The organism is Deinococcus sonorensis KR-87, from assembly GCF_040256395.1.
Lineage (GTDB): Bacteria > Deinococcota > Deinococci > Deinococcales > Deinococcaceae > Deinococcus > Deinococcus sonorensis.
On record NZ_CP158299.1, the window covers coordinates 84,076 to 105,076 of the forward strand.

Sequence of the window (21,001 nt, forward strand, 5' to 3'; positions counted from 1 at the left end):
CGGCGGACGAAGACGAGGGAGCCACGTTCAGCGAGCATAGCAGCCGGATCAAAAAATGGCCCGCAGGGGGCCACGGTCCAGCGGCCTCCGTTCAGTTCACGGCGGTGATGCGGATGTTGCGGGTGCCCCATTGCAGCGCCTCGCTGCGGGTGCCCATCCAGACGTCGACCGTGTTGACCATGCGCGGGTGCATGGTGTCTTCGACCACAAAGATCCGGCCCTTGAGCAGCGCGTTGTAGCGGCCACTCAGGTCCTCGATGGTGATCTTGCTGCCGTAAGGAAAGCGGCGCAGCAGGTCGCGGCTCAGCGCCACCGTCCCAAACCGCACGCGCGTGCCGGTGGCGGTGATGTACGGCGAGTTGTCGGTCTGACCGGGCGTGCTGTTGTAGGCGGTGGACCGCACCACGGCCGACCGACCGGTGCTGCGGGCGCTGCCCTGGGCCAGCTGGATGCCGGCAGCGCGTGCGGCGGCGGCCGACTGGGCTGAGGTGACGGGAGCCGCGACCGGGGTGGATGCAGCCTTCACCGGTGCGAGGGCGGTCTGAATAGCTTGAAGCGCCACGCTGGCGCTGGGGAGGGCAGGTGTTGCAGAAGCCAGTGTGGCCGCGCCCAGGATCAGACCCATGCCTGCTCCAATGAGGTGCTTCGATACCATGTCAGACTCCTTCGGGGCCGCCCAGCGGAACGGGCCAGCCCGAGCGGTACACCGTCAATACAGAGGTGCTCAATTCAACTTGCAGATCCCGGCAGATCACCAGGACTGCGACTTCCCAGAGCTTATGGACGACGCATGAGCATCAAATTTGATATGTGCCCGAAACGACTCATAACTTCAGGCCAAATCAACGTGTGAAAAAGTTCATTCTTGCCAGTTTCTGTCCAGCAGAACAGTGTTTTTTAAATGAGAAGTGTTCTAATCATCTCATCCATGTACTCATTTTCTTTTCGGGGAAGTCCTTAGAATAGGCTGGTTCAGGGTCAAATTCAGACGCGAAAGCCCACCTTCCGGTGGGCTAGATCACGTTTCAAAATGGCGGCTTGGCCTTTCCCCCCATTGCCAACACGGCAGAGGCAGGCGCGTAGCCATTCATTCTCACATTTTATTCATGTTCAGGGCTGGGCAGAGCGGCCCACTTGGACAGCACCGCCGCCGCCACATCGCGGTAGATGGGAGCCGCCAGCATCGAACCGTGGTAATTCTCCTTGGCGCCGTGAACCATCACGGCCAGCGTGATGCGCGGCCGGTCAGCCGGGAAGAAGCCGGCAAAGGTGCTGTCGTAGATGCTGCTGCTGTACCGGCCATCAATCACCACCTGGGCGGTGCCAGTCTTGCCGGCCAGATCAAAGCCCTTGATGCCCGCCTGGGTGGGAATGCCGTCACGAATCACGTTGTGCAGCAGCGTGCGGATGGTGCGGGCGGTCTGAGGGCTGATCACCTCGCGCCGTTCCCCCTGCGGCTCACCCACCACCAGCTGCGGCGAGACGTACAGCCCGTCGTTGGCCAGCGCGTTGTAGGCCGCGGCCAGCTGCAGGGTGGTGCTGCTCATGCCCTGACCGAAGGCGTTGGTGGTGCGCACCAGATCATCCCAGCGGCGCAGCGGCTGCAGCGTGCCGCTGGCGCTCGGCAGGCCGGTCAGCTCCACATCCTGACCGAAGCCGTAGCTGGTGAGGTAGCGGCGCAGGCGCTCATTGGGAAAATGCTCCACCACATGCGACATGCCCACGTTGCTGCTGTAGCGCAGGACCTGCTGGGTGGTCAGGGCCTTGGGGTGCGGCACCGCGTCGTGAATGGTGGACCCGAACCGCCCGCCCACGCGCCGCGACATCGGGGTGTCGTAGAGGGTGCCAGGGCTGGTCAGGCCTTCCTGCAGCGCAGCCGCCACCACCAGCCCCTTGATGGTGGACCCCGGCTCGAAGCGGTCCAAGAAGGGCCGGTTGCGCCGGGCCGCGTCGTTGTAGTCGCGCCAGTGGTTCGGATCGAAGGGCGGGTAGCTGGCGGCCGCCAGCACCTTGCCGGTCCGCACGTCCAGTGCCACCAGCGAGGCGTACTCGGCGTCGTGGGCCAGCACACCCTTCTTCAGCTCATCCTCGGCCGCCGCCTGAATCGCCGGATCAATCGTCAGCGTGACGTTCTGCCCGGCCGAGAGCTGGGCATCATAGGCGTTCTCCAGCCCCTCCAGGCCCCGCTCGGTGCCCATCATGCCCAGCAGCTGCCCGGCCAGCGCGCCGTTCGGGTACACCCGCCGGTCGCCCACCGAGCGGGCCAGCACCGCGCCCCCCTCGGTCACGATGCTGCCGCGCACCTGCAGCACCGCGCGCCGGACCCCCTGCGGCAGACCCCATTCCAGCTGAGCATAGGCCCAGACCAGCATGCTGAACGCCAGCAGCGCGAGGACCTGCATGAACCTGGAGCGGGCACGGATTTTCATTTCCATCGGGTGGTGACCTCAAGCGGAGCGGGGTGGGGGGGTGGGGGGGAAGATCGGCGGGAAGCGGGACCGACGGCAGCACCTGCACCGATTTGGGGGCCTGGGCGTACGTCTGCATGCCGTTGGCCAGCGCCCAGTCGCGTACGCGTTGTTCGCTGGTCAGGCCCTGCACCTCCACGCTCAGCTCGTCGCGCTGGCGCTGCAGATCGGTGCGCTCCTGCCGGATGTCGCGCAGCTGCTGGTAGGTGTCGCGGGTCTGAAACCGCAGCGTGACCAGGGCGCAGGCCAGCAGCAGATAAATCAGGATGTAGCGCAGCGCCCGCGCCCGCCAGGTGCTGGCCGAGAGCTGCGCGGTCATGGCTGCACCGGCCGTTTCTCGGCGGCGCGCAGCTTGGCGCTGCGCGAGCGCGGGTTGCGCTCCTCTTCCTCGGGCGTGGCGGTCAGCGGGCGCTTGCTGAGCGGCTCCAGGTCCGGCTGCCCCTTCATCCAGCGCTTCACGATGCGGTCTTCCAGGCTGTGAAAGCTGATGACCGCCAGCCGGCCTCCGGGTGCCAGCAGCCGGTGGGCCGCCTCCAGGCCGTCCCGCAGCGCCCCCAGCTCGTCGTTGACGTGAATTCGCAGCGCCTGGAAGGTGCGCCGGGCCGGATGGATGCCGCGCGCGTGCCCGCCGGGATACGCCCGCTTGATCAGCTCGGCCAGTTCAGTGGTGGTGCGGATCGGGGCACGGTCGCGGGCCGCCACGATCGCCCGCGCGATGCGCCGCGAATGCCGCTCCTCGCCGTACTCGTAAATGATGGCCGCCAGCTCCTCGTCGCTGAGCGTGTTCACCACGTCGGCCGCGCTGTCGCCACTCTGGCTCATCCGCATGTCCAGCGGCGCCTCGGTGTGGTAGGAGAAGCCGCGCTGGCTGTCGTCCAGCTGGAAGCTGGACACGCCGATGTCCAGCAGCACCCCGTCCACCTGCGTCACGCCCAGCGGAGCGAGCAGCTCCTCCATGTCGCGGTAGTTGCCCTGCACCAGTTGCAGGTCTTCCAGTTCGCCGGCCTCCACGCGGCTGAGCGCGTAGGGGTCCTGGTCAATGCCGATCACGCGCGCGCCGCTCTTCAGAAGCAGCCGGGTGTGGCCGCCCCCGCCCAGCGTGCCGTCCACGTAGAGCTTGCCGGGGCCGGGATTCAGGGCCTCCAGCACCTCCTGAGCGAGGACCGGCAGATGGGTGAGGGTGGGGGGCTGGGTCATGGATGGGGTCCCGGAAGTCACAAGAGTCAGGCGATGAAGTTGGCCAGCAGATCGGGGCGGGGCGGGTCGTCCTGCACGGCCTGAATGGCGGCGTCCCAGCGGGCTGGGTTCCACAGTTCCAGGCGCCCGGGGGCGCCGGCCACCACCACCTCGGTGTTCAGGTCGGCGAACGTCCGCAGCGGCTGCGGCACCGAAACGCGGCTCTGGTTGTCGAGCCGGCTCTTGCTAGCGCCGCTGTAGAAGAAGCGGACGAAGGCGCGGCTGCCCGGATCGGTGAGCGGGAGCGTTTCCAGCTGCTCCTCCACCCGCTTCCAGGCCGCCAGCGGAAAGATGTACAGGCAGCCTTCCATGCCGCGCGTCAGGATCATGCCGTCTTCCACAAATTCACGGAACGCGGGCGGCACCACCACCCGGCCCTTGTCATCGATCGAGTACGGATATTCACCAAACGGCAAGACGCTCCTCTACGGTTTCCCACCGGCACCCACCCCAAGTGGCCGATCTGCTGCCAGAAAAGTCGCCTGGACACGGTGCTGCGCCGATGCGCGAAGTGTAACACCCGTTTCCACGTTTTACCACTGTTTCCCACATTTCCCCCCGAAACGCGGGAAAGTGTTCCCCTTTTCCCCACGCGGATACCCCGGCACCCTGCTCACTCCGGTTCGCGGGCCCACCGTCAGGGACCTCCGTCCGGGCAGGCGCCTCTACACTGCGGCCATGACCCGCACCTCTGCTCCACCGCCCACCGCCCTCTACGGCGCCGTGTTGGCCGGCATCGGCGTGGCCCTGGGGGCCTTCGGCGCCCACGGCCTGAAAACGGTCCTGACCCCGGACCTGCTGGCCACCTTCGAAACGGGCGTGCGCTACCAGATGTACCACGGACTGGGCCTGCTGGCGCTGGGCGCACTGCCTAACCAGCGCCGCGCGCCCCTGTTTCTGCTGGCCGGCACGGTGGTGTTCAGCGGGAGCCTGTACCTGCTGAGCCTCAGCGGCGTGAAGTGGCTGGGAGCCATCACCCCCATCGGCGGGGTGCTGCAGTTGATCGGCTGGGGACTGGCCGCATTGGACGCCCGTCCGCGTCAGTAAACAGCAGCGGTCCCCTCTGCTCGGGGACCGCTGCTCTGCTGGTGCGGGAAGGGAGTAAGCCGGGTTCTGTGTCCGCTTGCGCGGTCACGGTCATCTCTCTGGGACGCCTGTCGCCAGACGCCTCAAGCGACCATCCTGGGAATCATCGGGCGGGCCGCCCTCCTCCACTGTCGGGTCTTGCACCGGATGGGGTTTACCAGCGCCCCGCGTCTCCGCGGGGCCTGGTGCGCTCTTACCGCACCGTTTCACCCTGACCACGCCGCTCCGTATGGCCCCGGAACGTGCGGCGTGGCGGTCTGGTTTCTGTGGCACTGTCCGTCGGCTTCGCGCCGTCCTGAGCAGCGGGCCTGCCGCTCAGCGTTTGCTCGCCGCCCAGCCGTTAGCTGGCATCCTGCCCTGCGGTGCCCGGACTTTCCTCACACCCTTGAAGGGTGCGCGACCGTGTTCCTTCCCGCAGGCGGCAGTATAGCAGTGGTTGCTGCGGGCCGGGCCTGTCCGCCGCTCCGGCTCAGTTCAGGCGGGCCAGCACCCGGGCCAGCACCGTCACCTCGTCCGGCGAGAGGTCCTGAATAATCTCGCCCGCGATGCCCTGCGCCGAGGTCAGCGCGTGGCCCAGCAGTTCCTGGCCGGCGGGCGTCAGGGCGGCGTACCCGGCCCGGGCGTCCCGGGGGTCACTCTGGCGCACCACCAGCCCGATAGCGGGTGATGCCGGACGCGGTGAGCCCCAGATGCCCCGCCAGTTCTACCCGGCGCAGGCGTCCCTGGGGCGCCTGACCGAGGTGCAGCAGCACGGCAAAATCCGCGAATCTCAGGCCATGCAGGCTGCCCAGACGGTGGTTAAAGCGGCGGCTCAGGGACGCTTCAGCGCGGGCCAGGTCCAGGCAGCCGGTCAGCGGGGCGCCGGGCTTCGGGCCGTCGGGCAGTTCCTGAGGGCTCAGCTGGCGGCCTGCGCGGGCCGGGACAGGGCCAGTTCGAGCCGCCCGACGAGCCCGAACTGGCCCTCCATCAGCGCGAACATCTCCGGGCTCACCGCGAAGGCGGAGTTCTCGCCCTGCTGCTGATTTCTGCCGAACACCCGCCTTCGCCGCTCGTCCAGCTGGGCGTCCACGAAGTGGGCCTGCACCGCCACACCCGCAGTCTGGGCGAGGGCGCGCAGACGCTGCCGGTCCTCACGCCGCAGCGGGCCGAGGTCCAGCACCACATCGGTGCCGTGCGGCAGTACCTGCAGGCAGACCGACCAGATCAGCCCCTCGCAGCGGCGGGTCCGCTCCAGCACCCACTCCAGGCTGGTGGCCGGCGTCAGGTCCGGCAGGTACAGCCGCTTCATCCACTCGTCGATGGAAAAGGAAACCGCGCCGTGTTCGCGCGCGAGCTGGGCCGCGAGGGTCGATTTTCCAGCGCCCTGTGGGCCGTAGATCAGATGGACCGTTCCTGTGTTCATATTGATTTTGAGCAGGCAAGTATCTTTCAAGTACCTCTTCCGTGCCTCCGCCGGCTCCTCTCCACTCAGCCCCAGCGTTCGCGGGTCAGGCGGGCCTTTCGCTCCCAGACGTGATCCGGCACCAGCCGGGGGTTGAGTAGGTCATGCAGGTCACGGCTGTCCAGCTCGCGATACTGGCCACTCTCCAGCCCCTCCAGCCACAGGCCCCCGATGCGCACCCGCACCAGCCGGGTGACCGGGTGACCCACCGCGTCCAGCATCCGGCGCACCTGCCGGTTGCGCCCCTCGGTCAGCGTGACGTACAGGCCGCGCCCGGCCCGCTGCACCTGCGCCGGACTGGTCACGCCGTCTTCAAGTTCCACCCCGTCTTCCAGCTGATCCAGCGTCCGCTCGTCCGGCACGCCACCCTCCACCCAGGCGCGGTACACCTTCTCGTGGCCGAAGCGCGGGTGGGTGAGGCGCAGCGTCAGGTCGCCGTCGGTGGTGAGCAGCAGCAGTCCCTCCGAGTCGCGGTCGAGGCGGCCCACCGGATGCAGGCCCGGGGTGGGCGGCAGGCCGTCGAGCACGGTGGGCCGCCCACGCTCGTCCGCGGCGGTGGTCAGCACGCCGCGCGGCTTGTAGAGCGCGTAGGTGACGTGCTGCACGTGCTCACCCACCGGCTCGCCGTCCACCCGGACTTCATCGGCGGGGTCCACCGACTGGCCCAGCGTGGCCACCACCCCATTGACCGTAACGCGCCCAGCCTCGATCAGCGCCTCGGCGGCGCGGCGCGAGGCCACCCCGCTGCGCGCCAGACGCTTCTGCAGCCGTTCGCGCTCCGCGTCCATCGGCTAGCCCCTCCGTCCGGGCAGCAGCAGCGCCAGCACCGCCAGCAGCAGCAGCACACCGCTCAGGCCCAGCACGCCCGCCTGCAACGCGCCGCCCATGCCGGTCCGCAACGCCGCCGGAATCAGGGTGGCCACCAGCAGCAGGTTGCCGGCCGCCAGCCCGGTCACCGCCTGAGCGCTGGGCCGCCACGCTCCGGCCAGCAGCTGCACCCCCCAGGCGGCGACCAGCGCCGCGGCCACCCGCAGCAGCCACAGCGGATTCACGGCCAGCAGGCTGCCGGGCAGGAAGTACAGAAGCAGTCCCAGCGGCAGAAACAGCAGGGCATTCACAACAAACACGGCGCTCAGCACGTCCCGCAGTGTACCGCCCGCCTCCGGGGCAGGCTACCCTGGACAGATGCCCGTGTACGTCACCGACAAGCCGCTGCACCTGACCTCCCACGACGTGGTGGCCCGCGCCCGCCGCCTGCTCGGCACCCGGCGGGTGGGCCACACCGGGACGCTGGACCCCCTGGCGACCGGCGTGCTTGTGCTGTGCGTGGACGACAGCACCAAACTGGTGCAGTTCATGGAGCGCGACAGCAAGGACTATCTGGCCTACATCAGCCTGGGCGCCGGCACCCCGACGCTGGACGCCGAGGGCCCGCTGGACCGGGAGGAAGCGGTGCCGCCGCTGACGCCGGAGATGGTGCAACGCACCCTGGACCAGTTTCTGGGGCCTCAGCAGCAGGTGCCGCCGCAATACAGCGCCATTCAGGTCAACGGTCAGCGGGCCTACGCGGCGGCTCGGGCGGGTGGCCAACTCGACCTGCCGGCCCGCGACATCCACATCCATGAGCTGCGGCTGCTGGGCCAGTACCCGAAGGTCCAGGACGCGCCCCGGACCTTCGCGCCGGACGAGGCGGGCCGCTGGACCCCTGCCGAGCGCGGGCAGACGTTCACCCTGCCGCCGGCCCTGGGCGAGCACCCCACCCTGCTGGTGTGGGCGCGGGTCGGCAGCGGCACCTACCTGCGCTCGCTGGCCCGCGATGTGGGCGCGCAGCTGGGCGTGCCGGCGCACCTCTCGGGGCTGATACGGACCCGGGCTGGCCGCTTCGGCCTGGAGCAGGCCAGCCCGCTGGACCAGCTGGCCGAAGCCACACCGCAGGACGACCTCTCGGCGCTGCAGCTGCCGCGGCTGGAGGCCACACCGGAGCTGGCCGTGCAGCTGCGGCAGGGCAAGCGGCCCGTCTGGCCAGAGGCGGGCCGCTTCGTGGTCACGCTGCAGGGGCAGTTGGTGGCGGTGGCGGACGGCGACGGGCAGCACTTGCGGGTGGTGCGTGCCTGGGCCTGAGCGCCATACTGGCCGCATGAGCGAACCCGCTGGCCGGATGCTGGATGTGGGCGATACCCGCCTGTACGCGGAGGTGCGCGGCGAGGCGCATCTGCCGCCCCTGATCGTGCTGCACGGCGGCCCGGGCCTGGATCACCACGAGTTCGCCGACGACCTGGACCCGCTGACCGACACGGTGCGGCTGGTGCTGCTGGATCTGCGCGCCCAGGGGCTCAGCGCCCGCGACGCCGCCCCGGAGACCTGGACCCTGCCGCAGATGGCCGCCGACGTGAGCGCCGTGGCGGCGGCGCTGGGGGCGCAGCGGTACGCCGTGCTGGGCCACAGCTTCGGGGCGTTCGTGGCGCTGCAGCACGCGGTGGCGTTTCCCGGCGCGTCCTCGGCCACGGTCGTGAGCTGCGGGGTCCCGGCGGCCCGCTGGCTGGAGGACGTGCCGGCCCGGCTGGAGACCTTTGAGCCGCTGCACCTGCGCGAACAGGTCCGCCGCTCGTGGGCGGACGAGGCAGGCGTGCAGACCGAGGCGGCGTTTGCCCAGCTGATGCACGACCAGATGCCGTGGCACTTCGCGGACCCGCAGGACCCGCGCATTCCGGCGTACGAGGAGCGCACCTCCGGTACCCGCTACAGCCCTGAGGTGCTGCGCGTGATGGCCGAGAGCGGCTACGGCGGGCTGGACGTGGAAGACCGACTGAGCGCGGTGCGCTCTCCTACCCTGGTGCTGGCGGGCCGTCACGACCGCACCTGCGTGCCGGAAGCGGCCGAAGCCACCGCCGCCGGCATTCCCGGAGCCCAGCTGCACATCTTCGAACAGAGCGGCCACATGCCCTTCGTGGAGCAGCCGCAGGACTACCTGAACGTGGTACGCGACTTCCTGAAGACCCAGCTCGGCTGAGGCGGAACGGCGGAAAGTGGGACCGATTCGCTCTCCCACACCAGCCGCAGGTGTAAACCGGAAAGCGTCAGGGCCTGACCAGGAATACTGCATTTCGAACTCAGCGGCCGGACCAGTGCCGCACAATCCCAATGCCTGCAGTTGGCCGTCCGCGCGCCCACAGCGGCGCCGGCTCCCGCAGGGCCGCCTGTTCGTCCTCTCCCCCACCCAGGAGTTGCCCACTCCAGTGCCGGGGGCCGGCAGGATCAACTCCTGCTTTCCACCCTCAGGCGGGGTCATCCACCGGCAGGCTGGTGGTGTACTTCTCCTGCCGCACCACGATGGTGCTGCTGGTGTTGCGGACCCCCGGGATGGCCGCCAGCACGTCCACCAGAAACCGCTGGTAGGCGTCCAGGTCCGGCACGCAGACCTTCAGCACGAAGTCGCTCTCGCCCAGCGCCAGGTAGCACTCCAGCACTTCCGGGCGGCGGCGCATCTGCTCGGCGAAGGTCTCGAAGCCCGGCTTGGTCTGCTTGTCCAGGCTCACGTCCACGAACACCGTCAGGTCCCGGCCCACCCGCTTGGGGTCCAGCAGCGCCACGTAGCGCCGGATGACCCCCTCCTCCTCCAGCCGCCGCACCCGGCGCAGGGTGGGGGCCGGGGTCAGGCCCACCTCGTCGGCCAGTTCGGTGTTGGGGATGCGGGCGTCGCGCTGCAGGATGCCCAGGATACGGCGGTCAATCTCGTCCAGTTCGGCTTTTGACATTTCCAGTCAGATTCTACCTGTCCTGAGCAACACCGTTGCACACATCGCTTCAAAGAGGGCATCAAACGCAATCGAAAAACGCGGCAGCTGAGTAACATGGACAGCAGACCATCACCTCAAATCGCTTCACCAGGGAGAGCATCATGCATATCGGACTGCCGAAGGAAATCAAGGTCAAGGAGAATCGGGTGGCGCTGACGCCCGGCGGCGTGGGCACGCTGGTGCGGCGTGGCCACCGGGTCACGGTGGAGCAGGGCGCCGGGGTGGGCAGCGGCATCCAGGACAGCGAGTACGTGCAGGCGGGCGCCACCCTCGGCAGCGCCCAGGACGCCTGGGCCGCCGACATGGTGGTGAAGGTCAAGGAACCGATTGCCTCCGAGTACGGGTTCCTGCGTGACGGACTGCTGCTCTTCACCTACCTGCACCTCGCCGCCGACCGCGCACTCACCGACGCGCTGCTGAAGAGCGGCACCACTGCCGTGGCGTACGAGACGGTGCAGGAGCAGGACGGCTCGCTGCCGCTGCTCTCCCCGATGAGCGAGGTGGCCGGGCGGCTGAGCGTGCAGGCCGGCGCGTACCACCTGCAGAAGCCGGTGGGTGGGCGCGGCGTGCTGCTGGGCGGCGTACCGGGCGTGCAAGCGGGCCACGTGGTGATCGTGGGCGGCGGCGTGGTGGGCACCAACGCGGCCAAGATGGCGATGGGGCTGGGCGCCAAGGTCACGGTGCTGGACGTGTCGCACCGCCGCCTGACCTACCTGGACGACGTGTTCTTCGGCAAGCTGACCACCATGATGAGCAGCGAGGCCAACATCCGCGCGCTGCTGCCGGAAGCGGACCTGCTGATCGGGGCGGTGCTGATTCCCGGCGCCAAGGCCCCGCATCTGGTGACGCGCGACATGCTGCCGCTGATGCAGGAGGGCAGCGTGATCGTGGACGTGGCGGTGGACCAGGGCGGCTGCGTGGAGACCATCCACGCCACCACCCACGACGACCCCACCTACATCGTGGACGGCGTGATCCACTACGGCGTGGCGAACATGCCGGGGGCGGTGCCGCGCACCAGCACCTTCGCGCTCACCAACCAGACGCTGCCCTATGCGCTGCAGCTGGCCGACCGCGGCCTGGACGCCATTCGCAGCAGCCGCGCCCTGAGCCTGGGCCTCAACACCCACCAGGGCAAGCTGACCTACCGGGGCGTGGCCGAGGCCTTCGGCATGGACCATGTCAGCAGTGAGGGTGTGCTGGCGTAAGCGCCGCACCAGACAGAGGGGGCCGGACAAATTGTCCGGCCCCCTCTGTCTTGCCCTCCCCTACGGCAGCCGGTCCAGCGCCCGCACCGTCACGTACGGAATCAGCCGGTCCGCCCGCGCCTGGGCGTACGCCCGTTCCACATGCGCCGGCTGCGTCGCGTACTCCAGCGTGAAGGTGGGCTTGCCCAGGGCGCGCCAGACCGGGTCCCAGTGCATCAGGTCGCGGTAGCGCTGCTGGTCCACCGGCACGTCGGTGGCGTAGTAGTAGGTCTCCTCCTGGTTGGTGGCGTCCACACAGGCGGCGTAGCCGGGCTCCTCGATGATGTCCATGGCGTTCTGGGTCATCAGCAGGAAGCCCGGGTTGCGGCGGCGGGCATGCTCGGCCAGCGTGCAGACCCAGCGGGCCATGTCCTGCCGGGCCGTGGCCCGCTGCGGAAACAGCTCGTACGCGTCCACCAGGTCCAGGAACACCCCCTCGAAACCCTGGTCCTGCAGCGCGTCCAGCTGCCGCAGCATGATCGCCTGCCAGGCCGGGTCCCAGTACGCCACCCGGTAGTCGCCGGGCCAGTCCGGGTCCTCGGTCTGCAGCCACGCCGGGGTGCCGGGCCGCCAGCCACTCTGCCAGTAGCTGCGGTAGTTCTCCGCCTGCCCCACGCTCAGGTAGCCGAACAGCAGCCGGCCCTGCGCGGCCGCCGCCACCTCAGCCGGCGTCCAGCGCTCCCCGTCGCCCTCCGGCTCCACCACCACCAGCCCCGCCTTGGAGGCGCCCACCTCCTTCAGGCCCGCCGTGTAGTTGGTGAGCTGGATGCTCCAGCTCTGGACCACGGCCAGTTCCTGAAGCGCCGCCGCCCGCGTGCTGCGGACGGAGCCCGGCGTGGTGCCGGCCTCCGCCCCCTCCGGCTGGACCTGACAACCCATCAGCGCCGCGGCGAGCAGGCCGGAGAGCAGCCGGCGGGAGGGAGCAGTCATGATGCTCCTTTATACGCCCCGCCCGGCTCCGGCAGCGAGTCCAGGCTGCGGGTACTGACACAGCCGACCAGCCCGTACGCCTCGGCACGGCGGCGGGCAAAACTGGCCAGCGGCCCGTGCTGCTGGCCCGGCGGCGCGTAGTCGATTGCCAGCACCGGGAGCCCCAGCTGCCGCACCCGCGCCAGCTCGCGGGCGGTGTAGTGCAGGCCGCTGGCCGTGTGGGCCTTACAGCCGTTCTCCCAGGTGGTGGAGAACGCCTCGAACAGCACCCCGTTCAGCGACGGGCGCAGCCGCTCCAGCAGCCCGAAGCCCCGGTTGGCCAGCAGCAGCGCCTGCGGGAACGTTCGCCGCAACTCCTGCACCAGCCGCGCGGTGGTGGCCGGCTCGCCGCTGTCCAGGGTATCGAGCAGCAGGCCGTCGCAGCCGCACTCCTGGAGCGCGTACCGTGCCTGCTGCTGCACGTGCTGCTGCCAGGCGGGATGCGCCACCTCCACCAGCGAGCTGCCCCACAGCGGATTGACCCGGCGATGGTACACCTCGCTGCCGGCCGGCCGGTGGTCCTCCCCCACGCTCAGGTAGCCGAGTACCAGTGCCCCGCCGGAGCGCAGCCGCCCCACTCCCGCCGGCCCGTACAGCGGGGCCTGCACGATCAGCAGGTCGTGGCCGCGCAGCTGCGCTTCATGACCGGCCCCGTAATACACCCACAGCGAACGCACCTGCTCCAGCGATGTGGCGCGGGGGCGCGGCATCTCAGCGCGGCTGAACCTTGAGCTGAACATTCACACCCGCCGCCGTCGTCAGCCGCGAGATGTTCTGCCCCGCATACGTCTCCTCGATGCTGGCTGCGCCGCCGGTCACGTACACCGGACCGCCCACCGGGTTGCGGACCGTCACGGTGTTGGTGCTGCGGTCCCACACGGCGGTGGTGCCCGACTTCATCGAGAGGGTGCGGTTGCGGACATAGGCGCCCAGCGCGTCCCAGCGCAGCGTCTTGAGCGGCAGGGTGCTGTAGCGGCTGTACTTCGTCAGCACCGCGCGCAGCCAGTCGCCGGCCAGGCTGTGGCCCGGTGCGTACTGATTGAGGTTCGGCTGGTGCATGTAGGTGGGGAATGCCTCCCCGGCCAGCACGTGCCCCAGCGAGATGTCCGAGTCCTTGTCGAGGAACTCGCTGTAGCTCAGGGCGTGGTCGTAGTACGGCATGGTGCCGCCCGGCGCGTAGATGCGGTTGTAGGCGGCGACCGCCTCGTCGGGGGTGGTGACGTAGTAACCGATGCTGTTCGGGTAGCGCGGCACCAGGAACAGCGCCTTGGTCAGCGGGTGCACCACGCCGCAGCCGGTGCAGCTCGGGTCCCACTGGCTGGACACGCTGTGGTTGGAGGCGATGTACGACACCCCATTGAGCAGCGCGGCGGCCAGCATGTTGACGTTGCTGGCGCCCAGCCCGAAGTCGATCTTGGCGCCCACGTTGCCGTCGGGGTCCGTCTCGTTCGGGTCCTTGTAGCCCAGGCCGCTGTGCTCGCCGGTGATCAGGCTGACGCTGTTCATGTTCAGCCCCAGCTGCTTGCCCACCAGGACGTTCTTGCGAATCTCCGCGTAGCTGGTGAAGAAGTCGGTGATGTCCAGCCGCAGGTGGGTGTAGGTGTGGTTGATCCAGTCGAAGCTGTTGTTCATGCAGCGCGACACGCTGGTCAGCGGATCGCTGGACTTCACGTTCGGGTCGCAGCTGGCCTGCGCCTTCAGGTCGGCACCGAAGCCGTTGAAGGCGACGGCGTAGCGGAAGGACTTGGCCACCGGGAAGGCCGACTGCAGCGCCGTCTGGTCGTCGCGGGTCGCCACCGCGTCCTGGGCCGACAGCCGGAACGGTGTGGGGTAGAAGCCGCCAGTGGCCGCGTCGTAGTGGTCACCGGGCAAGAACCAGTCGTCAATGTCCACCTGCAGGAACCGGCGGTACTCGCCCAGGTAGACGCCCTTGGTCAGCCAGTTGATCAGGCCGTAGCTCATCAGCTCGGTGTGCAGCAGGTAGGGGTTCTGGGCGGTGGTGACCAGCAGCCGTTCGCGCCCGTCGGTCTGGCTGGTGACGGCCAGGATGCGGCCGCTGCCGTCCTGCAGCACCGGCTGGGTGGTCACACCGCTCGCCGGCTCCAGCTGTGAGGGGTAGCTGTAGGCGTACCGCACCGGCACGTCGTTGGCGGTCAGGTCCGTGAAGATGCTCTTGCCCGCATCGGTCACGTGGAACTGGGTGCTGCTGCCCTCGGCGCCGCTGACCGCGCGCAGGCCGTAGTCTTCCGGGGCCACGCCCGGATACCCGTACAGCGCCAGCTGACGCACCGCGTAGGCCTTCTCGTACTCGAACAGCAGGCTCCACTCGCCCGCGTCCAGTGCGCTCTGGAACACGCCCGGCGAGGTCTGGGTCACCAGCGCGTTGTCGGTCAGGACCACGCCCGAGTAGCGGCCCACCCCGGACGCGTCGATCAGGGTGCTGCTGCTGAGCGCCTGGGTGCTGGCGTCCAGCACGTCGTAGGGAATGCCGGCGCGGTTCAGCATCAGGCGAGCGCTGTCCAGGCCGTAGTCGCCGGCGCCGCTCGACAGCACCAGGATCCGCAGCGCCACCTTGCTGGTCTGGGCGTTGGTCGGCAGCGACAGCGTGCGGATCGGGTGGCTGGACGGCGGAATGCGGCCGATGCCCAGCTGCGCCTGACGGGTCCGCTCCACCGAGGGGTCCAGCGCCGGAGACGCCAGGTTCAGTTCATGGTTGTGGTTGTGGGCCTGCGGCGTGTACGCGTTGACCTGGGCGTCGCTGGGGGCCACGCTGGTGTCGACGGGCGTGGGCTTCTGCGGCTGCTGGCCACAGGCCGCGATCAGCAGGGGGAGCGAGAGCAGCACGGTGGAGAGGGCACGGCGGGTGAGGTTGGGCATGAACGGAACCTTTCTTGGCGGGGGAGGTGGAGGAAGGCGGGGCTCAGTGGAATCAGAGGGTGTGAGGGCCGCTCAGGCAGGCAGGGCGGAGGCGGGCGCGGCCTCGCTCCAGAGGGCGGTCAGGGCATCGTGAACCGTGTGGGCCGGAGCAAAGCCGCTGGCGCGCAACAGCTGCACGTCGGCCTGCTGGAACGGCACGCCGCCAGACCGCAGGCTGCCGTCGCCGTCCTCGACGATGCGGCCCCGGAAGCCGCTCAGCTCCACCAGGGCCGCCACCAGCTCGCGGCCACTGAGGGTCTCACCCAGGCCCACGTTCAGCAGGGCCGGCGACTCGGTGTGCAGGACGTGCAGCACCGCCCGGCCCACGTCTCGGGCGTCCAGGAAATCGCGGCGCTGGCCCAGCGGCCCGAAGTGCAGCTCGGCTTGCGGGTGGGACCGGGCCTGCTGCAGCTGCTGCACCGCGCGGCCCGGCAGGGTGCCGGCCGGCATCCCGGCGCCCAGCGGATTGAACACGCGCAGCACCGTGCCGCGCAGCTGCCCGGTCGCCACCGCCTGCACCACCAGCTGCGTGCCGGCCAGCTTGCTGATGCCGTAGCTGCCGAGCGGCTGACAGGGGTCACTCTCGCGCACTGGTGCACCGGTGCCGGCGCCGTACTCGGCGGCGCTGCCCAGGTGGACCAGCCGCACGCCGCTGGCCGCCGCCGCCTCGACCAGTCGCGCGGGGAGCAGCACGTTGGCCTGCACCAGATCCGGCAGGCTTCCGGCGGTGCGTCCGGCGGCGTTCACCACGGCGTCCACGCTGCTGACCAACGCCTGCAGCTCGGCGCTGGCGCAGCGGTTCAGGTCGCCGGAGGGCGGCAGCTGCACCGTCACGCCCGCCGTCTCCAGCACCTGCCGGATGTGGCGGCCCAGGAAGCCGCCGGCCCCGATCAGCAGCGCGCGCATCAGTCGGCGGCGCTCAGCGTCGGCTGGCCCGCCTGCGGCAGCAGCTGCGCGATCATGTCGTCGAACTGCGCGTTGGCGAGGTCGTAGTCCTCGGGGCGGCCGATGTCCAGCCAGTACCCCTCGAACAGGTCACTGCCGGGGTTGTTGCCGCTCTCCAGCAGGTCCAGCATCAGCCGGTCGAAGCCCAGCGCCTGACCCGGCGTGTAACTGGTCAGCGCCCGGCGGCTCACGCCATACACGCCCATGCTCACCTGGAAGTGGAAGGCCGGCTTCTCGCGGAAGCCCACGATCTGCCCGTCCTGCACGTCCAGCACCCCGAACTCGCTCTTGAGTTCGCGCTGGTAGGTGGCCACCGTGGTGGGGGCGCCGGAGGCGATGTGGCGGCGCAGGAAGCTGCCGTAGTCCAGGTCGGTCAGCACGTCGCCGTTCATCACCAGGAACTGCTCCGGCAGCTCCGGCAGGATGTTCAGCAGCGGCCCGATGGTGCCGAGCGGATGCGTCTCGTCGGTGTAGCTGACCTGCAGGCCGTAGCCGCTGCCGTCGCCCACGAAGGCGCGGATCAGGTGGCCCATGTGCCCGATGGCCAGCGTCACGGTCTGGAAGCCGTGGGCCTTGAGCTGGTGCAGCACAATCTCCAGGATGGCGTAGCGGTCACCGATCGGGACGAGCGGCTTGGGAACGCAGGTGGTGTAGGGGCGCAGACGGGTGCCTTTTCCTCCGGCCAGAATCACTGCATGCATGATGGACTCCTTCGCGCCGACCGGCGCAATGAGAGGGGCGTTCAGACGGTGTACTGGCCGACCTTGTAGTACGCCAGGTTGCCTGGCTGGGTGAACCACTCTGCGGTGCGCTTGAGGCCTTCTTCCAGCGAGACCTGCGGACGCCAGCCGGTGTCGGCGGTGAGCGCCTGGCTGTCGGCCAGCAGCCGCATCACCTCGCTCTTTTCCGGGCGCAGCCGCTCGTCCTGCTGGCGCACCGTCACGTCCACGCCCATCACCTGGGCGATCAGACGCACCGTGTCGCCTACCGTGATCTCGCGGCCGGAGCCGGCATTGTAGGTCTGGCCCAGCACCTGCGGCCCGGCCTCGCCCACGGCCCGGAAGGCGCGGGCGGTGTCGGCCACGTAGTTGAAGTCGCGGACCGGGTCCAGCGCGCCCAGCCGCAGGTCGCGCTCGCCCGCCGCGATCTGGCTGATGATGGTGGGGATCACGGCGCGGGCCGACTGGCGCGGGCCGTAGGTGTTGAAGGGGCGCAGCGTCACCACCGGCAGCTCGAAGCTGAGGTGGTAGCTCTCGACCAGCTTGTCGGCGCCGATCTTGGTGGCGCTATACGGCGACTGGCCCTGCAGCGGGTGCGTCTCGTGGATCGGGACGGTGCGGGCAGTGCCGTACACCTCGCTGGTGCTGGTGTGTACCACCCGTCCGGTGCCCAGGTCCCGGGCCGCCTCCAGCACGTTCAGCGTGCCGATCACGTTGGTCTCCACGTAGCTGCGCGGGGCCACGTAGCTGTACGGAATGGCGATCAGCGCGGCCAGGTGATACACGGTGCTGGCCCCCTGCATCAGGGCGCGCACACTGCCGGGGTCGCGAACATCGCCCAGCTGCACCTCCACGTGCTGCAGCACCTCGCTGGGCAGCTGCTCCAGCCAGCCCCAGCTGCCCAGCGAGTTGTAGATGGCCATGGCGCGCACGCGCTTGCCGCCGCGCACCAGTTCCTCCACGAGGTGCGAGCCGATGAAGCCGTCGGCGCCGGTCACGGCCACCAGCTCACGGGAAGTCGGGGTGTCGAGGGAGGGAGTGGGCAGGGTGGTCTGGGTCATGAAACGGTCCTCCGGGAGGTGGGAAGAGAAAGGGAGAGGCTCATCGGTAGGCGCGCAGGTCGTGCAGGGCGGTCCAGCACAGCAACAGCAGGGCACACGGCAGCAGCAGCACCGCGGTCATGGCCGGGTCCGGGGGGGCGGCGGCCGGCGGCCACAGCAGCGTGGCCGCGCCCAGCAGCCACAGCAGCGTCACGGCCCGCAGCCGGCCCTGGCTGGCCAGCCAGGCGCTGGGCAGGAAGGCGGCCGAACACAGCGGCAGCGCCAGCGGGGCACTGCCCAGGCCCAGCTGCTGGGTGAGCAGCTGCAGGGTGCCGAGCAGCGCAAAATAGATGGCGCTCAGGCGCAGCAGCGGCCACAGGCCCCGCAGCGGCTGCGGCACCGAGGCGTGGCGCACCTGATGCTGCAGCCGGTGCTGGAAGTGCCACACCAGCCCCTCCAGCAGGCCCACGCTCAGCACCGTGGGCAGCAGCACCGCGCCGGACCCGAGCCGCAGGGCCATCAGCCCGAAGAAGGCGGCCACCGACCAGCCGTACAGCGCCTGTGGGATGGCCAGCCGCAGGGCCGCCCGGTCCAGCCGGCGCTCGCCACGGTGCTCCGGGCGCCGGAACTGCAGCATCAGGGTGACCAGCGGCAGCAATGCGATCAGGCCTAGGCCCAGCGGGAGGGAGGGCAGCAGCCAAGGGCCGTGCAGCAGCGGCAGCGCGCCGGCCACCAGCAGCGCTGGGACAAAGGCCACCAGGGTGGCCTGCCGGCGGTCCAGCGAGATCAGGGCGCCGGCCACCCCCAGCGCCAGGCTGAAGATGCCGCAGGCCAGCGCGCCCAGCAGCAGCTGCGGCAGCGACAGGCCCGCCATCAGCGCGCCCAGCGTGCCCAGCAGCAGGCCCAGCGGCAGGCCCAGCAGGGCCGCCTGCAGCAGCAGCCGTCCCGGCACACCCAGCGGGTCCAGGAACCGCAGCCGCGCCACCGCCATGCTCCAGCCCCAGCCGAAGGCGGAGGCCAGCCCCAGCGCCAGATTCAGCGCCTCCCGGTCGGCGGGCGGGGCCAGCCTCGCGGTCAGCAGCAGGCTCACGGCCGGCAGCAGGTACAGCGGACCGCGCAGGGTCAGGCGCCACGGAAAGGTGGGCCGCTGCACCAGGACCGGCCGTCCGGCGCGCGCCCGGCGCTCCTGGGCGTACAGCTGCTCGGCCAGCGCAAACAGGCCGGCCTCGCCGTACCGCGAGCGCGCCTGGTCGTCGGTCAGGCCCTCGGCCTCCAGGATGGCGGCCAGTTCCTCGGCGTCCACCGCCCGGGAACGCTCATTCGTGAGCCGCCCGCTCAGCTCGGCGAGCGGACCGGAGCGCATCAGCCGGGTCACAGCGTCCCACCCGTCAGCACGCCGGGGTAGGCGCGGCGGTAGGCTTCCAGGCAGCCGTCCAGCGTGAACATGTTCAGCACCCGCTCGCGGGCCGCCTGCCCCAGCCGCTGACGCAGCGGCGCGTCCCCCAGCAGTTTCAACAGCGCGTTTGAGAAGGCCATCGCGTCTCTGGGGCGCACCACCAGTCCGGTCTCCCCGATCGCCTCCGGCACCCCGCCCACCCGCGTCACCACCGGCGGACGACCCATCGCCATCGACTCGATCACGGTGTACGGGAAACCTTCGCTGACGCTGCTCAGCGCCACCACCTGTCCGGCCCGGTAGGCATCGGTGATGTCCGGCACCCGGCCCTCGAAGCTGACGCTCTGCTCCAGCCGCAGCGACTCCACCAGCCGCTGGCAATGCTGGAAGTAGCCCTCGTTCCCGGCCGGCACCCCCCCGAACAGGCGCAGCTGCGCTTCCGGCATGCGGTGGCGCACCATCGCGAAGGCGCGGATGAGGGTCTCCAGGTCCTTGAGCGGGTCAATGCGCCCGGCCCACGACACCACCGGCCGGTCCGGCTCGCTCTGGGCCGGCGGAAAGATGTCCGGGTCGATGCCGTTGTAGACCGGCACGATGCGCTCCGGGGCAGCACCCAGCCGCTCTTCCCAGCGCCGGTTGTAGTGTGAGCCGGGCAGGATCAGCGCCGCCTCCCGGTAGGCCAGCGAACACAGCAGCCGGTGAAAGCGCAGCAGCAGTGCCTTGTATGCCAACGGCGCGCTGCTGGTGCGGAACTCCAGGTAGCGCTCGCGCAGGTACACGCCGTGCTCGGTCAGCAGAAACGGCGTGCCGTGGCTCCAGTGGCCATGCAGCGCTGCCAGGGCGCTGAACCCGTTGCTGACCGCGTGGCCCAGCTCCACTTCCGGCGGCAGGCTCGCCAGCGGACGCAGCGCGTGTTCCAGCCACAGCTGCACGTCCAGGGCGTCGGCCACGGTGGGGGCCGGCAGGCGGGCCTGCTGGGCACCCTGGGGGCGCCGCGCTGCCTCGGTCCACAGGTCCAGGGTGCGCCGCGCCGAGCGGGCCGAGCCGAGGCCCGGCGTCAGGGACCCTTCCAGCCCCAGCCGGCTGAGCCGCTGCATGGCGGCCGTGAAGATCGGCAGGTCCAGCGTCAGCAAGCCGTCCAGCAGCTGCTCGTAGGCGGCCTCTACCGCCTGGGTCCGGGCGGGGCCGCCGCCCCGCCGCAGGGGACGCACCTCCTCACCCCACAGCGGCAGCTGGGTCAGGCGGGCGTTGGGCGGCAGGTCCAGCGCCGGCCGCCCGAACGGCAGCCCGGTGATGGCCACCACCTGGAAAGTGTGCTCCGACAGCCCACGGACCAGCTGGTCCGCCCACACGCTCACGCCGCCGTGAGCCTGCGGATACGTGCCCTCGGTGTAGAGGGCCACGCGGATTCCAGTGGAGGGAGCGATGTCAACCATACAGACAGACCTCAGCGCGGGGCAGCGAACGGGAGAACGTAAAGGTGAGCTGAAGAAGGCTGGTGAAGCTGAAGGAGAGGGGCGTGAAAAACCTCATGATTTTAAGATAGAAAAGTCAGGTTTTTCACGTCTTTTAATGGGTCTTGGAGGTGGAGGAGCCGTGAGTTTGCTGAAGATGAAAAATGTAAACATCTGACACAGACGCAGAGCAATGGCCGTTCAGAGCGAACAGGACAGCGTCCAGCCATACCCTTCAAACCTGACGACGGCATCAGATTCACAAATGAGGCATTACTGAAACGTAA

Annotated in this window: 23 protein-coding genes and 1 other RNA gene; 5 read left to right on the forward strand and 19 right to left on the reverse strand. The window is 69.6% G+C overall.

All coding sequences use genetic code 11. The features are described 5' to 3' along the window. Positions 1-91: 91 nt before the first annotated feature. The 5 genes from ABOD76_RS05650 to mraZ all read right to left on the reverse strand — a co-directional run bounded on the left by ABOD76_RS05650 (position 92) and on the right by mraZ (position 4,120). Positions 92-625 carry a hypothetical protein gene (locus tag ABOD76_RS05650; protein WP_350243826.1) on the reverse strand — a complete coding sequence of 178 codons (534 nt, stop codon included), beginning with the start codon at positions 623-625 and terminating at the stop codon, positions 92-94. Positions 626-1,100: 475 nt separating this feature from the next. Further along, positions 1,101-2,270: a peptidoglycan D,D-transpeptidase FtsI family protein gene (locus tag ABOD76_RS05655; protein ID WP_350245325.1), complete on the reverse strand. Its 1,170-nt coding sequence runs from the start codon at positions 2,268-2,270 to the stop codon at positions 1,101-1,103. Further along, positions 2,155-2,787 (reverse strand): cell division protein FtsL, encoded by a 633-nt coding sequence (locus tag ABOD76_RS05660; protein ID WP_350243827.1) that lies wholly within the window; start codon positions 2,785-2,787, stop codon positions 2,155-2,157. The genes ABOD76_RS05655 and ABOD76_RS05660 overlap by 116 nt, the downstream gene beginning before the upstream one ends. Beyond that, on the reverse strand, positions 2,784-3,665 hold the full coding sequence (gene rsmH / locus ABOD76_RS05665; protein ID WP_350243828.1) for a 16S rRNA (cytosine(1402)-N(4))-methyltransferase RsmH: 882 nt from the start codon (positions 3,663-3,665) through the stop codon (positions 2,784-2,786). Before rsmH ends, ABOD76_RS05660 begins: the two co-directional genes overlap by 4 nt. 26 nt (positions 3,666-3,691) lie before the next feature. Then, positions 3,692-4,120: a division/cell wall cluster transcriptional repressor MraZ gene (mraZ, locus tag ABOD76_RS05670; RefSeq protein WP_350243829.1), complete on the reverse strand. Its 429-nt coding sequence runs from the start codon at positions 4,118-4,120 to the stop codon at positions 3,692-3,694. Positions 4,121-4,382: 262 nt separating this feature from the next. Here mraZ and ABOD76_RS05675 point away from each other — a divergent pair, with 262 nt between their 5' ends. Next, positions 4,383-4,751 (forward strand): DUF423 domain-containing protein, encoded by a 369-nt coding sequence (locus tag ABOD76_RS05675; RefSeq protein WP_350243830.1) that lies wholly within the window; start codon positions 4,383-4,385, stop codon positions 4,749-4,751. A 39-nt stretch (positions 4,752-4,790) separates the two neighbouring features. On the opposite strand, the gene rnpB is transcribed toward ABOD76_RS05675, so the two are convergent. The 5 genes from rnpB to ABOD76_RS05700 all read right to left on the reverse strand — a co-directional run bounded on the left by rnpB (position 4,791) and on the right by ABOD76_RS05700 (position 7,370). Beyond that, positions 4,791-5,206: RNase P RNA component class A (rnpB, locus tag ABOD76_RS05680), an RNA gene on the reverse strand. A gap of 53 nt (positions 5,207-5,259) precedes the next feature. Beyond that, a complete protein-coding gene (locus tag ABOD76_RS05685) occupies positions 5,260-5,436 on the reverse strand; it encodes a hypothetical protein (protein ID WP_350243831.1) in 177 nt (58 codons plus the stop codon). A gap of 249 nt (positions 5,437-5,685) precedes the next feature. After that, complete coding sequence (locus ABOD76_RS05690) at positions 5,686-6,192, reverse strand: AAA family ATPase (RefSeq protein ID WP_350243832.1); 507 nt, start codon at positions 6,190-6,192, stop codon at positions 5,686-5,688. 65 nt (positions 6,193-6,257) lie between these two features. Further along, positions 6,258-7,019, reverse strand: coding sequence for a pseudouridine synthase (locus ABOD76_RS05695; protein WP_350243833.1), 762 nt, complete (start codon positions 7,017-7,019; stop codon positions 6,258-6,260). A gap of 3 nt (positions 7,020-7,022) precedes the next feature. Continuing rightward, entirely contained in the window at positions 7,023-7,370 is a 348-nt protein-coding gene (locus ABOD76_RS05700) for a hypothetical protein (protein WP_350243834.1), read from the reverse strand. Positions 7,371-7,416: 46 nt separating this feature from the next. Between ABOD76_RS05700 and truB the strand changes: the two genes are divergently transcribed. Continuing rightward, positions 7,417-8,352 carry a tRNA pseudouridine(55) synthase TruB gene (gene truB, locus ABOD76_RS05705; RefSeq protein ID WP_350243835.1) on the forward strand — a complete coding sequence of 312 codons (936 nt, stop codon included), beginning with the start codon at positions 7,417-7,419 and terminating at the stop codon, positions 8,350-8,352. A gap of 16 nt (positions 8,353-8,368) precedes the next feature. Next, the gene (locus ABOD76_RS05710; protein ID WP_350243836.1) at positions 8,369-9,241 is read left to right on the forward strand and encodes an alpha/beta fold hydrolase; all 873 of its coding nucleotides are present in this window, start codon (positions 8,369-8,371) and stop codon (positions 9,239-9,241) included. A gap of 265 nt (positions 9,242-9,506) precedes the next feature. Here ABOD76_RS05710 and ABOD76_RS05715 read toward each other — a convergent pair whose 3' ends face one another. Then, positions 9,507-9,986, reverse strand: a complete 480-nt coding sequence (locus ABOD76_RS05715) for an Lrp/AsnC family transcriptional regulator (protein WP_350243837.1) — start codon at positions 9,984-9,986, stop codon at positions 9,507-9,509. Between the two features lie 143 nt (positions 9,987-10,129). On the opposite strand from ABOD76_RS05715, the gene ald reads away from it, so the two are divergent. Beyond that, the gene (ald, locus tag ABOD76_RS05720) at positions 10,130-11,236 is read left to right on the forward strand and encodes an alanine dehydrogenase (RefSeq protein WP_350243838.1); all 1,107 of its coding nucleotides are present in this window, start codon (positions 10,130-10,132) and stop codon (positions 11,234-11,236) included. Positions 11,237-11,296: 60 nt separating this feature from the next. Here ald and ABOD76_RS05725 read toward each other — a convergent pair whose 3' ends face one another. From ABOD76_RS05725 to pelF, 8 genes are all read right to left on the reverse strand, one after another. Beyond that, a complete protein-coding gene (locus ABOD76_RS05725; RefSeq protein ID WP_350243839.1) occupies positions 11,297-12,205 on the reverse strand; it encodes an MJ1477/TM1410 family putative glycoside hydrolase in 909 nt (302 codons plus the stop codon). Continuing rightward, the gene (locus ABOD76_RS05730) at positions 12,202-12,954 is read right to left on the reverse strand and encodes an endo alpha-1,4 polygalactosaminidase (protein ID WP_350243840.1); all 753 of its coding nucleotides are present in this window, start codon (positions 12,952-12,954) and stop codon (positions 12,202-12,204) included. Before ABOD76_RS05730 ends, ABOD76_RS05725 begins: the two co-directional genes overlap by 4 nt. A 1-nt stretch (position 12,955) precedes the next feature. Next, a complete protein-coding gene (locus ABOD76_RS05735; RefSeq protein WP_350243841.1) occupies positions 12,956-15,121 on the reverse strand; it encodes a hypothetical protein in 2,166 nt (721 codons plus the stop codon). Between the two features lie 72 nt (positions 15,122-15,193). Beyond that, positions 15,194-16,066 (reverse strand): NAD-dependent epimerase/dehydratase family protein, encoded by an 873-nt coding sequence (locus ABOD76_RS05740; protein ID WP_350243842.1) that lies wholly within the window; start codon positions 16,064-16,066, stop codon positions 15,194-15,196. Further along, entirely contained in the window at positions 16,066-16,806 is a 741-nt protein-coding gene (locus tag ABOD76_RS05745; RefSeq protein WP_350243843.1) for a nucleotidyltransferase family protein, read from the reverse strand. The genes ABOD76_RS05740 and ABOD76_RS05745 overlap by 1 nt, the downstream gene beginning before the upstream one ends. A gap of 41 nt (positions 16,807-16,847) precedes the next feature. Continuing rightward, positions 16,848-17,885, reverse strand: a complete 1,038-nt coding sequence (locus tag ABOD76_RS05750; protein WP_350243844.1) for a GDP-mannose 4,6-dehydratase — start codon at positions 17,883-17,885, stop codon at positions 16,848-16,850. Positions 17,886-17,925: 40 nt separating this feature from the next. Continuing rightward, the gene (locus tag ABOD76_RS05755; RefSeq protein ID WP_350243845.1) at positions 17,926-19,239 is read right to left on the reverse strand and encodes a hypothetical protein; all 1,314 of its coding nucleotides are present in this window, start codon (positions 19,237-19,239) and stop codon (positions 17,926-17,928) included. Continuing rightward, positions 19,236-20,696 (reverse strand): GT4 family glycosyltransferase PelF, encoded by a 1,461-nt coding sequence (gene pelF, locus ABOD76_RS05760; protein WP_350243846.1) that lies wholly within the window; start codon positions 20,694-20,696, stop codon positions 19,236-19,238. Before pelF ends, ABOD76_RS05755 begins: the two co-directional genes overlap by 4 nt. On the opposite strand from pelF, the gene ABOD76_RS05765 reads away from it, so the two are divergent. After that, a complete protein-coding gene (locus ABOD76_RS05765; RefSeq protein ID WP_350243847.1) occupies positions 20,686-20,892 on the forward strand; it encodes a hypothetical protein in 207 nt (68 codons plus the stop codon). The two genes, pelF and ABOD76_RS05765, sit on opposite strands and share 11 nt — an antisense overlap. Positions 20,893-21,001 lie beyond the last annotated feature (109 nt).

Excerpts from the sequence above, each read along its gene's own strand:
- rsmH (WP_350243828.1), bottom strand. The coding sequence starts at position 3,665 with ATGACCCAGCCCCCCACCCTCACCCATCTGCCGGTCCTCGCTCAGGAG.
- ABOD76_RS05660 (WP_350243827.1), bottom strand. The coding sequence starts at position 2,787 with ATGACCGCGCAGCTCTCGGCCAGCACCTGGCGGGCGCGGGCGCTGCGC.
- ABOD76_RS05745 (WP_350243843.1), bottom strand. The coding sequence starts at position 16,806 with ATGCATGCAGTGATTCTGGCCGGAGGAAAAGGCACCCGTCTGCGCCCC.
- ABOD76_RS05675 (WP_350243830.1), top strand. The coding sequence starts at position 4,383 with ATGACCCGCACCTCTGCTCCACCGCCCACCGCCCTCTACGGCGCCGTG.
- ABOD76_RS05735 (WP_350243841.1), bottom strand. The coding sequence starts at position 15,121 with ATGCCCAACCTCACCCGCCGTGCCCTCTCCACCGTGCTGCTCTCGCTC.
- ABOD76_RS05725 (WP_350243839.1), bottom strand. The coding sequence starts at position 12,205 with ATGACTGCTCCCTCCCGCCGGCTGCTCTCCGGCCTGCTCGCCGCGGCG.
- ABOD76_RS05710 (WP_350243836.1), top strand. The coding sequence starts at position 8,369 with ATGAGCGAACCCGCTGGCCGGATGCTGGATGTGGGCGATACCCGCCTG.
- ABOD76_RS05750 (WP_350243844.1), bottom strand. The coding sequence starts at position 17,885 with ATGACCCAGACCACCCTGCCCACTCCCTCCCTCGACACCCCGACTTCC.
- ABOD76_RS05730 (WP_350243840.1), bottom strand. The coding sequence starts at position 12,954 with ATGCCGCGCCCCCGCGCCACATCGCTGGAGCAGGTGCGTTCGCTGTGG.
- ABOD76_RS05650 (WP_350243826.1), bottom strand. The coding sequence starts at position 625 with ATGGGTCTGATCCTGGGCGCGGCCACACTGGCTTCTGCAACACCTGCC.
- ald (WP_350243838.1), top strand. The coding sequence starts at position 10,130 with ATGCATATCGGACTGCCGAAGGAAATCAAGGTCAAGGAGAATCGGGTG.
- ABOD76_RS05740 (WP_350243842.1), bottom strand. The coding sequence starts at position 16,066 with ATGCGCGCGCTGCTGATCGGGGCCGGCGGCTTCCTGGGCCGCCACATC.
- truB (WP_350243835.1), top strand. The coding sequence starts at position 7,417 with ATGCCCGTGTACGTCACCGACAAGCCGCTGCACCTGACCTCCCACGAC.
- ABOD76_RS05765 (WP_350243847.1), top strand. The coding sequence starts at position 20,686 with ATGTCAACCATACAGACAGACCTCAGCGCGGGGCAGCGAACGGGAGAA.
- ABOD76_RS05715 (WP_350243837.1), bottom strand. The coding sequence starts at position 9,986 with ATGTCAAAAGCCGAACTGGACGAGATTGACCGCCGTATCCTGGGCATC.
- ABOD76_RS05690 (WP_350243832.1), bottom strand. The coding sequence starts at position 6,192 with ATGAACACAGGAACGGTCCATCTGATCTACGGCCCACAGGGCGCTGGA.
- pelF (WP_350243846.1), bottom strand. The coding sequence starts at position 20,696 with ATGGTTGACATCGCTCCCTCCACTGGAATCCGCGTGGCCCTCTACACC.
- ABOD76_RS05695 (WP_350243833.1), bottom strand. The coding sequence starts at position 7,019 with ATGGACGCGGAGCGCGAACGGCTGCAGAAGCGTCTGGCGCGCAGCGGG.